Genomic DNA, 13847 nt, shown 5'->3' on the forward strand with positions numbered 1-13847 from the left:
GCAGTACAAGCTTATAATTTTGGTAAGGCCTATATCGATTATGTGGCTGATAATGGTGGAGTTAACACCGTCGAATTAGCAAAAGCTTATTCAAAAAATGTCGTTGCTCCGAGTCTAGGAAATATCAGTGGAGAAACTTACACCTATTACCAACCGGTTGCCATGTACTATGGTGGCGGAAAACTTTATACGAATGGCGGAAATATTTATTACGCCAAAGAAGTGCAGTTTAACCTCTTTTTGATGCGTATGTTCTCTCGTCTCTAAGAGGATACGCCTCATTCTTAAGGAAAGACAAATGAAAGCATTATTAGTTTATTTTAAAGGATATGTCAAAGACAGCATCCTGGGACCCGTTTTTAAATTAATCGAAGCCAGTTTCGAACTTTTGGTCCCACTAGTCATTGCTGGAATTGTCGACACAACTATTCCAAATAAAGACAAAAATCATCTCTTTTTGATGATTTTTGTCTTGTTTGGACTTGCCGTTATTGGTGTTGTCGTTGCTATTTCAGCACAGTATTTTTCATCAAGAGCAGCAGTTGGTTATGCACGAGTGTTGACTAATGACCTCTATGCGAAAATCATGCGTTTATCAAAGGAAAAGCGGGATGAGATTGGAACTTCAAGTTTGGTAACACGCTTGACTGGTGATACCTTTCAAATCCAAACGGGGATAAATCAATTTTTGAGGCTCTTTTTGAGGGCACCAATTATTGTGACAGGAGCCATTATTATGGCATTCCGAATCAGTCCACGCTTGACCCTCTGGTTTCTTGGTATGGTCTTGGTATTGACCCTTATTATTGTACTAGCTAGTCGCATCGTCAATCCTTTATATGCCAAGATTCGAGTGATTAATGAGTCAATTGTTACTAATACGCGTCAACAACTTGAAGGTATGAGGGTTATTCGTGCCTTTGGTCAGAGTGAGCGTGAATTAGATAACTTCACGACTGTTAATAAAGACCTGAAGAAGTGGCAACTCAAAACAGGCGTGATAGCAAGTCTCATTGGTCCTTTGACTTTCCTAGTTGTTAATATGACTTTGATTGCTGTCCTTTGGCAAGGAAATCTGCAAATTCAAGGTGGGCTCTTGTCTCAAGGGATGCTGATTGCTCTGGTCAACTATCTCTTGCAAATTTTGACGGAGCTTCTTAAATTGGCTATGATGTTGACCAATCTTAACCAGAGCTTTATTTCGGCGAAAAGGGTACAAGCTATTTTTGAACTCCAAGATGAGGACATTGAGGCACCTTTAACAATAAGAAAACCAGATCAGTCGGAAACAGGACTTGCTATTGACCACATGACCTTTACCTATCCGACAGCTAGTCAACCGTCACTACAAGAGATTGATTTAAAGATTGCTAGAGGTGAGTCACTGGGTATTATTGGTGGTACTGGTTCGGGTAAATCGACATTGGTGAACTTAATCATGAACTTATATCAGCCTCAGATTGGTTCATTAGCTATTTTCAAAGATCAAAAATCACCAAAAAACCTTAAAGAGTGGCGTTCTTGGGTTGCCTACGTCCCGCAAAAAGCTGAGCTATTTAGAGGAACTATTCGTTCAAACTTGTCATTAGGACTTGACCACGAACCGAGTGAGCAAGAACTCTGGCATGCTCTTGACATGGCTCAGGCTGCTGATTTTGTTAAAGACAAAGATCTTGGTTTAGATGAGCCAGTTGAGTCATTTGGCCGTAATTTTTCGGGGGGTCAACGTCAACGTTTGACTATTGCGCGTGCGCTGATGAGACCAGCACCATTCTTGATTTTGGACGACTCCACTTCAGCCCTAGATTACTTGACTGAAAGTCGTCTACTAGCGGCTATCAGAGACAATCTTAAATCAACGAGTTTGATTATTATTTCGCAAAGAACAAATAGTCTAAAAGCTGTTGATCAAATTTTGGTGCTTGATAAGGGACATCAAGTTGGCTTAGGTAATCATGAAGAATTGCTTGCCACAAATAAACTCTATCAAGACATTCATTATTCTCAACATCAAAAGGAGGTCGCTGATGAAGGCTAGAAATAATAAATCAACGCTTAAACGTTTAAGTAGAGATATCTTAAGTCAGCGTTACCTCTTTGCCTTAGCAACTGTTGGGACCATTATTCAAGTTGCCTTAACGGTTTACTTACCTATCTTAATTGGTGATGCAGTGGACGCTGTTCTTAAGATGAACGCCGTTCTATTGATGTCACGTTTAATTTGGCAGATGCTTGTAGTTATCTTAGCTAATAGTGCAATCCAGTGGCTTAACCCTTTGATTTATAATCGATTAATTTATTCATATAGCGAAAGTTTACGTGAACGAGTCATGATGAAAATTCATGCTATGCCACTTAGTTATCTTGATCGTCAAGGAACTGGAGACATGGTTAGCCGTGTGACTACAGATAGCGATCAGTTAAACAACGGACTTCTCATGGTCTTTAACCAATTTTTCGTTGGGCTTTTGACTATCTTTGTCATAATCATTACCATGGCTCGCTTAGACTGGTTCATGATGCTCTTAGTTCTAGTGATGACGCCTCTGTCAATGCTTGTGGCACGTTTTATCGCAAAGAAGAGCTATCAACTCTATCGCAATCAAACTAAATGGCGAGGCATGCAGACTCAGTTGATTGAGGAAAGTCTGACTCAAGAAGCTTTAGTACAGAGTCTAAATGCTCAAGACCAGATGGTTAGGAGTTTTAAAGACGTCAATGGTAAGTATGCTGATTATTCACAGGGTGCTATCTTTTATTCGTCAGCAGTTAACCCAGCTACACGTTTTGTTAATAGTCTGATCTATGCTCTTATTGCAGGTGTTGGGGCCTATCGAATCATGTCGGGTGGTGCTTTCACAGTGGGACAATTGACTACCTTCCTAAATTATGTGACTCAGTATACGAAACCTTTTAATGATATCTCATCTGTTCTATCTGAACTTCAAAGTGCTTTGGCCTGTGCTGATCGCCTTTATATGATATTGGATGAAGAGGAAATAACAGAAACAGGTAAGGCGGTCTTGGAAGAAGCAGATGTGCAGGGACGTTTTCAATTTGATCATGTCCAATTTGGCTATTTGCCTAATAAACCTCTTATCAAGGATTTGAGCATTGAAATCCCTGAAGCAAGTACTGTTGCCATTGTTGGCCCTACAGGAGCGGGAAAATCTACCTTGATAAACCTACTTATGCGTTTCTATGATTTGGATAAGGGGAACATTCTACTGGACGGTAGACCTATTACCGATTATACTCGTGAGAGTCTTCGGAAACAGATTGGGATGGTCTTGCAGGAAACTTGGCTTGAGGTTGGCACTATTCATGATAATATTGCCTATGGTAATCCAGAAGCCAGTCGTGAAGAAGTTATAGCAGCGGCCAAGGCTGCCAACGCAGATTTCTTTATTCAGCAGTTGCCTCAAGGCTATGACACCTACTTGAATGACGCTGGGCAATCCCTTTCTCAGGGACAACGTCAGCTTTTGACCATTGCTCGCATATTTGTCAATGTGCCTAAAATCTTAATCTTGGATGAAGCCACTTCTAGTATCGATACCCGTACAGAGCTCCTCATTCAAGAGGCCTTCGCTAAATTAATGAAAGGTCGAACAAGTTTCATCATTGCCCATCGATTGTCTACCATCGAAAATGCGGACCTTATTTTGGTCATGAATAATGGAGATATCGTTGAACACGGAACCCATGAACAACTGATGCAAGCTAAGGGAATGTACTATCGTATGCAGACGGCCCAAAAGACACAAAATAGTTAAATCCGACAGAGCTTTTAAGCTCTGTTTTTTTATGATTTTAGCCAATCATTTATCACGGAAACTTATTAATGAAAAAGAAATGAAATTTAGTTATTTTTTCTTTTTTATTGGAAAAAATACTGATAAGATGGTAAACTAAAGAGGATATTATATAAAAAAAGGTATCGAAAATTAGAATGTTAAAACATAAAAACGTCCTGGTATTTTTAGGACAAACCTTGCTTTATTTCGCCATTTTTATGGCCCTAATTTATCTCTACAATTACCTAGGACAAGGTCAAGGTAATTTTATCTATAACGAATTTTAGGAAGAATAATGACGAATACAAAAATTAAAGATATGATCGAAACGATTGAGCAGTTTGCTCAATCACAACCTGACTTTCCTGTTTACAATATTTTAGGGGAAGTTCATACTTACGGTGACTTAAAAGCTGATTCGGATAGCCTAGCTGCCAAGATTGATAGTCTTGATATTCCAGAAAAATCACCTGTTGTGGTTTATGGCGGTCATGAGTATGAAATGTTGGCAACTTTTGTCGCTTTGACTAAATCTGGTCACGCCTATATTCCAATAGACAGTCACTCAGCTCTTGAGCGCGTGACGGCAATTGTTGAAGTAGCAGAGCCTAGTCTGATTATTGCTATCAATGACTTCCCACTTGAGGATGTCCAAGCTCCAATCCTAACATTGGACCAAGTGATAGCAGCTTTTGAAAGCAAGACTAGCTACGAAGTGACTCATCCTGTTAAGGGGGATGATACTTATTACATCATCTTTACATCAGGAACTACAGGTAAGCCTAAAGGGGTACAAATTTCACACAATAATCTCCTCAGTTTCACTAACTGGATGATTACGGACAAGGAATTTGCGACTCCAACACGTCCACAAATGCTGGCTCAACCGCCTTATTCATTTGACTTATCGGTAATGTACTGGGCACCTACATTGGCACTTGGAGGAACACTTTATGCTCTTCCTTCAGCTATTACACAGGACTTCAAGAAGCTCTTTGAAACGATCTTCTCACTTCCAATTGCCATTTGGACATCAACACCATCTTTTGCAGATATGGCAATGTTGTCTGAAGACTTCAATGCAGAGAAGATGCCAGAAATTACGCATTTCTATTTTGATGGAGAAGAGTTGACTGTCAAGACTGCTCAAAAGCTTCGCCAACGTTTCCCAGAAGCACGTATTATTAATGCTTACGGACCAACTGAAGCAACTGTAGCCTTATCAGCAGTAGCAGTAACTGATGAGATGCTGGCTAACCTTAAGCGTTTGCCGATTGGTTATACCAAGGAAGATTCACCAACTTATATTATCGATGAGGATGGCAATATCCTTCCAAATGGTCAACAGGGTGAAATCATCGTATCAGGACCAGCAGTTTCAAAAGGCTATATGAATAATCCTGAAAAGACTGCTGAAGCCTTCTTCGAGTTTAATGGCCTTCCTGCCTACCATACTGGTGATGTGGGAACGATGACTGATGAAGGTCTCCTTCTTTACGGTGGACGCATGGACTTCCAGATTAAATTTAATGGTTTCCGTATTGAGTTAGAGGATGTTTCACAAAACCTTAATAAGTCTAAGTATATTGATTCAGCAGTAGCTGTGCCACGTTACAATAAAGACCATAAGGTTCAGAACCTCTTGGCTTATGTGATTCTTAAGGATGGTGTTCGTGAGCAGTTTGAACGTGAAATTGATATCACCAAGGCGATTAAGGCTGACTTAGAAGATATTATGATGTCTTACATGATGCCTACTAAGTTCCTCTATCGTGAGAGCTTGCCTTTAACACCAAATGGGAAAATCGATATCAAGGGTCTTATCAGTGAGGTTAACAACCGATGATTGACTTCTTGAAACAGCTCCCCCATTTAGAAGCCTACGGTAATCCCTTCTATTTTATCTATCTTGGATTAGCTCTATTGCCAATCTTTGTGGGTCTCTTCTTTAAAAAGCGTTTTGCGATTTATGAATGTTTGGTCAGTCTAGCCTTTATTGTTCTCGCTCTGACAGGAACACATGCTAGCCAATTACTAGCCTTACTTTTCTATATCGTTTGGCAAATCATCTGGGTTTATTCCTACAAACATTACCGTAGTAAAAAGGACAATAAATGGGTTTTCTATTTACACTCATTTCTTGTAGTCCTTCCCTTGATTTTTGTTAAGGTAGAGCCTGCGATAAATGGTACTCAGTCACTCTTAAACTTTCTTGGCATTTCTTACTTGACCTTCCGATCAGTTGGTATGATTATCGAGATGCGGGATGGTGTCTTAAAAGAGTTTACACTTGGAGAATTCCTCCGATTCATGCTCTTTATGCCAACCTTTACGAGTGGTCCTATTGATCGCTTCAAACGCTTTAACGAAGATTACCAAGCGATTCCTGAGCGAGACGAGCTGATGAATATGTTGGAGCAAGCTGTCAAATATATCATGCTTGGTTTCCTCTATAAGTTTGTTTTGGCTCAGATTTTCGGAAGTATGCTCTTGCCTTCACTGAAAGCACAAGCTTTGGCTCAGGGTGGTATCTTTAATTTACCAACACTTGGTGTCATGTATGTTTTCGGTTTTGATCTCTTCTTTGACTTTGCGGGTTACTCGATGTTTGCCTTGGCAGCATCATACCTTATGGGGATTAAGAGCCCAATCAACTTTGACAAACCTTTCATCTCACGAGACTTGAAAGAATTTTGGAATCGTTGGCATATGAGCTTGTCTTTCTGGTTCCGTGACTTTGTTTTTATGCGTTTGGTTATGGTTTTGATGCGTAACAAAGTTTTTAAAAACCGTAACACGACATCAAATGTGGCCTATGTCATTAATATGATGGTTATGGGATTCTGGCATGGAGTTACTTGGTACTATATTGCTTATGGTATTTTCCATGGTATTGGTCTAGGAATTAATGATGCCTGGTTACGTAAGAAGAAGACCATTAATAAAGAACGTAAGAAAGCTGGTCTTGAGCCACTTCCTGATAATAAATGGACGAAGGCTTTGGGAATCTTTATTACATTTAACACTGTTATGTTGTCATTCTTGATTTTCTCTGGATTCTTGAATGATCTCTGGTTCACTAAAAAATAAGTAAAGGAATTATAAAAATGGATGTAAAATCAGAAGTTATTGAAATTATTGATGAACTCTTCATGGAAGATGTTTCAGACATGATGGATGAAGATCTTTTCGATGCTGGTGTTCTCGATTCTATGGGAACAGTTGAGCTTATCGTTGAATTGGAATCACGTTTCGATATTCGTGTGCCAGTTTCAGAATTTGGTCGTGATGACTGGAACACAGCTAATAAGATTGTTGAAGGGGTAACGGAGCTTCGCAATGCTTAAGCGTTTATGGCAAATTTTTGGCCCTATAATCTGTGCCTTAGTCTTGGTAGTAGTAGTTATTTTTTCCTACCCTCAAGGCAGAAAACATAGTTATGAGGTTGAAAAACGTAGCGCAGTAACCTTGACAAATGAGAACTTTAAGAGCCGTATTAATAAGACGACAGCTCTTTCTGATAAGAATCATCGATTTGTCCCTTTCTTTGGGTCTAGTGAGTGGTTGCGTTTTGATGCCCTTCATCCAGCTGTTTTAGCTGAAAAATACGACCGTAACTATCGCCCATATTTTATTGGACAACGTGGGGCTGCCTCTCTAAACCAATATTTGGGAATGCAACAAATGCTTCCCGAATTGAAAAATGGGACAGCAGTCTACGTCTTGTCACCACAGTGGTTTACTAAAAAAGGTTACAATTCTGCGGCTTTCCAGCAGTTCTACAATAACGACCAACTTAGTAGTTTCTTAAGTCAAAATCAGACGGATGCAAATTCTCAATATGCCGCTCAGCGTATCTTAGAGATGAAACCTGAGATTACTATGAAATCTCAACTTTCTAAAGTGGCTAATGGGCAAGATTTAAATTCTCTTGATAAGACTTATATTCAATTTATGGCAGAGCTTAATAAGCGAGAAGATGCCTTGTTCAGTCCTTTTGCAGCATCAAATAATGCAAATTACGACAAGAAGGTTCTTCCTTATCTTAAAGAGTTGCCAGATACTCTCTCTTATGAGGCACTTGACCAGGTTGCCGTAAGAGATGCAGAAGCCCATACCAAGTCAAACGACTTTGGTATCGATGACCGTTTCTATAAGAAACGTTTGGCTAAAAAGATTGGTAAACTTAAAGGTTTCCAAAAGAATCTTTCGTATGAAGTTTCACAAGAATACGGTGATCTGCAGTTGGTGCTAAATCAATTTGCTAAGTCAAATACTAACGTCATCTTTGTCATCCCACCTGTTAATAGCAAGTGGATGGCTTATACGGGACTAAGTCAGGAAATGTATGATGCTACGGTTTCTAAAATCCGTTATCAATTGGAAAGTCAAGGCTTTACCAATATTGCCGATTTTTCAAAAGATGGAGATCAACCTTACTTCATGCAAGATACCATTCATATGGGATGGAAAGGTTGGGTAGCCTTTGACAAGGCTGTTGATCCATTTGTAAGTAATCCAACACCTGCACCTAGCTATAACTTGAACGACCGCTTTTATAGTAAGGATTGGGCAGGTTATACAGGGGCTCCTAGTCAGTTTAAGTAGCATTACTTAATAAATCAAAAAGGCTTGTTAAAGTCTTTTTATGTTATGATCTTTCCACGGTATTACCTTCGGAAATTATTAAAAAGGATTGGGATAACTCCCAATCCTTTTTATCCTTTTAAGTTTTATAATACGTTAAACAGATAGTTATTTGTTTTTAGTTAGAGCTTTTCGAATTAAATCTGCAGGGATGATTAAAACTGCGATAAGAAGTGCAACAATATAGTGTTGAACGTCCATTGGAACGGTACTAAATACTTTACCACCGAATTGGATGATCAAGGTTTGAACGACAGCAATAGAAATCATTACAATTGAGAATTTCTTGTTTTCGCCGATATGTTCAAAAACATTGAATCCATTACTACGTGTATTAAGTGAGTTGAAAATGACAGCATAGATAAATACTGTAAAGGTGAATGTTGTTACCATTTCAAAGTTGCCAGTTCCATTTGTGATAAAGTCTTGGATACCACCAACATTTTTAAGAATAGCTAAACATACAAGAGTAATGAAGACGCTAGCTACACCAATAGCAGATTTCATATAGCCAGTAAGAATATTTGCCTTCTTAGCAACTGGCTTTTCATTCATGTAACGATCTAGGGTAGGCTCTTCACCAAAGGCAAGGGCAGCAAGTGTGTCCATGATAAGGTTAATCCAGAGAATTTGGATAATTGTAAATGGTTCTTTGAGGCCCAAGAGTGGTGAGAGAAGTGACATAGCAATTGTAGTCACGTTTACGGTTAACTGGAAGATAATGAATTTACTTACTGACTTACTCATAGTACGTCCATAGAGGACGGCTTTCTCAATCGAAGTCAATGAGTTATTCAAGATAACGATATCTGAGGCTTCACGTGCGACTTCAGTACCATCACCCATTGAGAATCCGACATCAGCTGATTTGAGGGCAGGTGAGTCATTGACCCCATCACCTGTCATACCAGCGACCATATCGAGGTCTTGAGCTGCTTCAATAAGACGTTTTTTATCCATTGGAAGGGCACGACTGACCACTTTTAAGTGAGGTAATTGTTGTTTAAGTTCTTGATCTGAGAGGGCAGAAAGTTCATCGTGAGTAAGAACAAGGTCATTTTCTCCAGTAACGATACCGGCTTCTTTAGCGATAGCAACAGCGGTTTCTTTACGGTCACCAGTTACCATAACTACTTGAACACCTGCACAATTCATTGTTTCAACAGTTTGTTTAATTGAAGAACGAACGTTATCACGGATACATACGATACCAATCAAGACTTTATCATTACCATCTGTATTTAGGATAGCAAGCAAACGCATTGAACGGTTAGCTTGTTCCAATGATAAATCTTGGAAGCGAGCTTTAATATCATCTGTAAAGTTTTGTTTATTACCATCTTTATCAAGATAGTAGTAGCAGTCATTTAGGATGAATTCTGGAGCACCCTTGATGTAAGTTTTTCCGTCCTTAGTCGTTACACTTGCGAATTTTGTTGCTGAGTTGAATTGTTGTTTCTCAGTAATTGTATTTGTATCAAAATCAAGTTGAGAACGTCCGATAAGGAAATCAAGAAGTGCACGGTCAGTGGCGTTACTACCAACAGCACTGCCATCAGCTACCATGGCGTCGTTATTAAGACCGATACCATTAATCATTTCAGCTTTAAGGCTATCTGACATTGTGTCAAAATCAGGAGCGTCAGTTTCACCAGTAGCTGCATAAAGTGTTCCATCAGCAAGGAAGAAGTCAACTACAGATAGTTTACCTTCAGTGATAGTACCAGTCTTATCACTGAAGAGGATATTCATGTATCCGGCTGTTTCAATGGTATCAGGATGGCGAACCAGGATATTTTGAGCTAAAAGTCGTCCTGAGTTCATTGAAGAAACGAGTGCCAACATCATTGGAAGACCTTCTGGAACGGCCATGATGATGATTGTAACCGCAAAGAGAATTGTTTCAATGATAAGAAGGAAGATTGAACCACCATTGAGGTTATTAGCCTTATTAAGTGCAATAAAGCCTAATACAAGGTTGATTACTGAGTATGCAGCACCTGCACTATAACCGAGGACACCGATATTACCAGCAAGCTTGTTAAGTTTCTCTTTAGATGGTGAATCTTTACTATCTTCTTGAAGAGAAGTATTGATGCTTCCAAGAACGGTGTTATCACCAATTTGTGTAGCTTCCATAACACCTTCACCCGAAGTAACAACTGTACCACGGAAGACTTTGAGCTCTGTAAAGAGATCCGAAGAGTCTGGCTCTTTTTGATCACCAAGAGGAAGTTTTTTAGCATCTTCACTTTCACCATTAAGGACAGCTTGGTTGACTTTTAACTCACCTTCCAAGATGATACCATCAACTGGAATCTTGTCCCCTGATTGAAGGAGAATCTGATCACCTTTTACAATATCATCAACGAGAACCTCTTTAAGTTTACCATCACGATAAACTTTAGCATTAGTTTTCGAAGCCTCTTCTTGAAGAGTGTTGAACTTTTGCTCATTGCGGTATTGTGAAACTGCTGAGAATCCTGTAGACATCAAAATGGCGAAAATTAGTGAGATAGCCTCATACCAATTAGCTTCACCAATAGCAGGGAAAATCATTCCAACAAAGTTGAAAATGATTTTTAATCCTAAGGCAGCCAAGAGGATAAGAATCCATTGATCTTGGAAGGCTTCGATAAAGATTGAGAGGAGCGAGTTAGCCTCTTTACTAGAGAGCCTATTATCGCCATGAGCGTTTTTACTTGCTTGAACTTCAGCAGAAGTCAAGCCTTTAAATTTTTTCATTTAGGGTTTGTATCCTTTCTATATTGTTACTCGGTTTTAAGGCTAATAAATTTAAAGCCAAATAGTTCGTCATTTCAGTCAAGATAACTGGAATAACTATCAGTAAGTATTATACTTTATTTTACTACTAAATGGTTGATTTTTTTACCAATAGAATATTGAAGTTTCTTTAGTAAGAGTAGGAGAGAACAAAGAACTCGCTTTTTTTGTTTAGATATAATTATTTCCCTCCACCTTCAATTCATACAACCCTCTCACCGCATTACATCCGTAGATGGCCTGAGCCTGTTTCAGATCTTTTACAGTCAGGACTTTTTCTTTCAGCTTATTTACAGCTATAAGACTTTGTCTGTAGATGCCATTTAAGAGGCCGAGGTGAACTGGTGGTGTGTAGAGTTGGTCTTCGATTTTAAGAACGATGTTACCGATAGAGGTTTCTAGGAGTTGTCCCTCGTGATTATAATAGATTTGTTCGTGAGGTTCGATACTAAGGCGAGGACGGTAACTTGTTTTAAAGAAGGTATAGGGGCTATCCAACGGATGTCTTTGCTCAACTAACCTTGCTTGGCAAAAGTCATCAGATAAGTTTGTTAATTGGCTATGTTCAAACTTCAGTTCACCATCTTTTGCAAGGGATATTTTAAGACGGTAGTCTGTGTTAAGGTCTAGTGATTGACACATAGCTTCGACTTGATAGTGCGCTTTTTCTGCATTGAAAGGATAGTCAAAGTATTGGCTACTTTCTTGTAAACGTTTTATATGCTCCTCCAGAAAGAGAAGTTTTCCTTGATGAATACGACCGGTAGAAATGAGATCGAATTTTGGGTCCTGACGGTATAGAACAGCAGCTTTTTGCTTGGTTTCTTCGTATTCGGATTCCCAGTTACTGTCCCAGGTAATCCCCCCTCCGACACCATAGATAGCCTTGGTTTCTTCCATTTGTAGTGTCCGAATGGCTACGTTGAAAATACTAGGTCCCTGTGGCACCAAGATTCCAATAGCTCCACAATAAACACCTCGAGGCTGTTTTTCAACCTTCTTAATAATCTCCATGGTTGCTATTTTGGGGGCACCTGTAATCGATCCGCATGGAAAAAGTGCTTGGAAGACATCGCATAAACTTCTATTTGTCAGGAGTTGCGTTTCAATTGTCGAAGTCATTTGCCAAACTGTAGAGTATTGTTCAACTTGGCAAAGGCTCTTGACATCTTCACTTCCTATTTTAGAAATACGATTCATGTCATTTCTAAGAAGATCGACAATCATCATATTTTCAGAGCGATTTTTCTGGTCCTGAGCTAGCCATCTTGCTTGTGCAAGGTCAGTTTCAGTTGTTAAACCTCGATTGGTAGTACCTTTCATAGGACGAGTAGTCAACTTATCGCCATCTTTTTTAAAGAAGAGTTCTGGACTTATAGAAATGATAGAAACATCATCGTGCTGAATAAAGGCATTGTAATGGGCATTTTGCTCAACAACCAATCGATTGTAGATGGCAAAGGGATCAGCTGTCAGGTTCTGTTGAAGTTGAACAGTATAATTGACCTGATAAGTATCACCTTGTCGAATATGGTGGTGTATATGCTCAATAGCAGCCTTGTATTCCTCAGCAGAAGTTAGCTCTTGCCAAGATTTTGGTAAGGTAATAAGGTCATAAGTAAGTGGAATAGGCTCTGTTTGAACAGTTTCATGGACAGTGAAGTAGAGGAGATACTCAGACATTAATGGACCATCAATAACCTGAAATTTTGTCTCGAAGGCAGGGGCTGCTTCATAGGAAATATAACCTACTGCATAATAACCTTCATTTTGATAGGCTTCGAGTTCATCTAAAAGGGGTTTGACTTCCTTAATGTCCTTTGTTTTTAGTTCTTTAATGGCGTCTGTAAAGATTTGTCTGACACCAAGTTCTTTAAAATCAATAACAGTTTTCTTATGCATACTTAGAGTATAACATAAGAAGTTTCCCTCTGGTTCTTTTTCATGTTTTAATTATCTTTCTCAAAATTTTAATCACAAATGAACTTTTCAGATAGTTTTACATATGTTATAATGATAGGGACTAAAAGAAGATTTTAGAGAGAAATATGACTGAAAAAAATAACTTTGAGAAAGGCAACAGCACCCTTTCAAACAATAAAATGAAAAAAGGCACTTCTAAGAATTCATGGAAGCACCAGATGTACGAGCTAGAAATAGCTATTGCTAAAGAGTCAAGTAACAAAAAAAGAAATGAACTCATTAAACTTCATAATGGCTATATGAGTGAGTATGATAGCTTAAAGAAACAAATCATATGGTTAGCCGTCTTGGGAATTTGTTTCTTATTAGTATTGGCTATTTTTGGTTATTTTATTTGGAATAGTTACAATAGTGAGAATATGTCTTATACATCATCTTGGCTTCAAGAGAGGGTACTGAGCACTTATAGAGCTTAGTGTTCTAATCCTAGTAAATAATAGAGTCTCTAGACAAAAGTCTAGGGATTTTTTGATATAAAAAGGGATTTAGTAAGTCGATATATAGTTATTAGCTATAATGATATCTAAGCAAAAGGAGATAACAGAAGTCGGAAACCCTTTATTTTATAGGATATAGTCTAAAACTATATATAGAGAAAACTAATAGCAATTATACAGCTACCCATTTCTTTGGTAA

11 protein-coding genes are annotated in these 13847 nt (G+C 38.7%); 9 read left to right on the top strand and 2 right to left on the bottom strand.

Features of this window, described 5'->3' with window-relative positions; translation table 11 throughout:
* From O3670_RS01505 to dltD, 8 genes are all read left to right on the top strand, one after another.
* Positions 1–267 (top strand): lysozyme family protein (locus O3670_RS01505; protein ID WP_371595723.1); only part of this gene is annotated, 267 nt, incomplete at its 5' end.
* Between the two features lie 31 nt (positions 268–298).
* Positions 299–2038, top strand: a complete 1740-nt coding sequence (locus O3670_RS01510; protein ID WP_371595724.1) for an ABC transporter ATP-binding protein — start codon at positions 299–301, stop codon at positions 2036–2038.
* Positions 2028–3776: an ABC transporter ATP-binding protein gene (locus O3670_RS01515; RefSeq protein ID WP_371595725.1), complete on the top strand. Its 1749-nt coding sequence runs from the start codon at positions 2028–2030 to the stop codon at positions 3774–3776. The genes O3670_RS01510 and O3670_RS01515 overlap by 11 nt, the downstream gene beginning before the upstream one ends.
* Before the next feature lie 176 nt (positions 3777–3952).
* Complete coding sequence (gene dltX, locus O3670_RS01520; protein ID WP_002885174.1) at positions 3953–4084, top strand: teichoic acid D-Ala incorporation-associated protein DltX; 132 nt, start codon at positions 3953–3955, stop codon at positions 4082–4084.
* An 8-nt stretch (positions 4085–4092) separates the two neighbouring features.
* Positions 4093–5643 (top strand): D-alanine--poly(phosphoribitol) ligase subunit DltA, encoded by a 1551-nt coding sequence (gene dltA / locus O3670_RS01525; protein ID WP_227039397.1) that lies wholly within the window; start codon positions 4093–4095, stop codon positions 5641–5643.
* The gene (gene dltB, locus O3670_RS01530) at positions 5640–6887 is read left to right on the top strand and encodes a D-alanyl-lipoteichoic acid biosynthesis protein DltB (RefSeq protein WP_004182111.1); all 1248 of its coding nucleotides are present in this window, start codon (positions 5640–5642) and stop codon (positions 6885–6887) included. Before dltA ends, dltB begins: the two co-directional genes overlap by 4 nt.
* A 17-nt stretch (positions 6888–6904) precedes the next feature.
* Entirely contained in the window at positions 6905–7144 is a 240-nt protein-coding gene (gene dltC / locus O3670_RS01535; RefSeq protein ID WP_002891149.1) for a D-alanine--poly(phosphoribitol) ligase subunit DltC, read from the top strand.
* Positions 7137–8405 carry a D-alanyl-lipoteichoic acid biosynthesis protein DltD gene (gene dltD / locus O3670_RS01540; RefSeq protein ID WP_002885157.1) on the top strand — a complete coding sequence of 423 codons (1269 nt, stop codon included), beginning with the start codon at positions 7137–7139 and terminating at the stop codon, positions 8403–8405. Before dltC ends, dltD begins: the two co-directional genes overlap by 8 nt.
* Positions 8406–8552: 147 nt before the next feature.
* Here dltD and O3670_RS01545 read toward each other — a convergent pair whose 3' ends face one another.
* Together O3670_RS01545 and pabB are read right to left on the bottom strand one after the other, a co-directional pair.
* Entirely contained in the window at positions 8553–11189 is a 2637-nt protein-coding gene (locus tag O3670_RS01545) for a calcium-translocating P-type ATPase, PMCA-type (protein ID WP_371595726.1), read from the bottom strand.
* Between the two features lie 210 nt (positions 11190–11399).
* Positions 11400–13130 (bottom strand): aminodeoxychorismate synthase component I, encoded by a 1731-nt coding sequence (pabB, locus tag O3670_RS01550; protein WP_371595727.1) that lies wholly within the window; start codon positions 13128–13130, stop codon positions 11400–11402.
* 146 nt (positions 13131–13276) lie between these two features.
* Here pabB and O3670_RS01555 point away from each other — a divergent pair, with 146 nt between their 5' ends.
* A complete protein-coding gene (locus O3670_RS01555) occupies positions 13277–13627 on the top strand; it encodes a hypothetical protein (RefSeq protein ID WP_049545684.1) in 351 nt (116 codons plus the stop codon).
* Positions 13628–13847 lie beyond the last annotated feature (220 nt).

The sequence above is a fragment of the Streptococcus sp. 27098_8_74 genome (assembly GCF_041431705.1).
Lineage (GTDB): Bacteria > Bacillota > Bacilli > Lactobacillales > Streptococcaceae > Streptococcus > Streptococcus salivarius_E.

What these genes read in the sequence shown, in the direction of transcription:
- dltX (WP_002885174.1), top strand. Translation starts at nt 3,953, where the DNA reads ATGTTAAAACATAAAAACGTCCTGGTATTTTTAGGACAAACCTTGCTT.
- O3670_RS01515 (WP_371595725.1), top strand. Translation starts at nt 2,028, where the DNA reads ATGAAGGCTAGAAATAATAAATCAACGCTTAAACGTTTAAGTAGAGAT.
- O3670_RS01555 (WP_049545684.1), top strand. Translation starts at nt 13,277, where the DNA reads ATGACTGAAAAAAATAACTTTGAGAAAGGCAACAGCACCCTTTCAAAC.
- dltC (WP_002891149.1), top strand. Translation starts at nt 6,905, where the DNA reads ATGGATGTAAAATCAGAAGTTATTGAAATTATTGATGAACTCTTCATG.
- dltD (WP_002885157.1), top strand. Translation starts at nt 7,137, where the DNA reads ATGCTTAAGCGTTTATGGCAAATTTTTGGCCCTATAATCTGTGCCTTA.
- pabB (WP_371595727.1), bottom strand. Translation starts at nt 13,130, where the DNA reads ATGCATAAGAAAACTGTTATTGATTTTAAAGAACTTGGTGTCAGACAA.
- O3670_RS01510 (WP_371595724.1), top strand. Translation starts at nt 299, where the DNA reads ATGAAAGCATTATTAGTTTATTTTAAAGGATATGTCAAAGACAGCATC.
- O3670_RS01545 (WP_371595726.1), bottom strand. Translation starts at nt 11,189, where the DNA reads ATGAAAAAATTTAAAGGCTTGACTTCTGCTGAAGTTCAAGCAAGTAAA.
- dltB (WP_004182111.1), top strand. Translation starts at nt 5,640, where the DNA reads ATGATTGACTTCTTGAAACAGCTCCCCCATTTAGAAGCCTACGGTAAT.
- dltA (WP_227039397.1), top strand. Translation starts at nt 4,093, where the DNA reads ATGACGAATACAAAAATTAAAGATATGATCGAAACGATTGAGCAGTTT.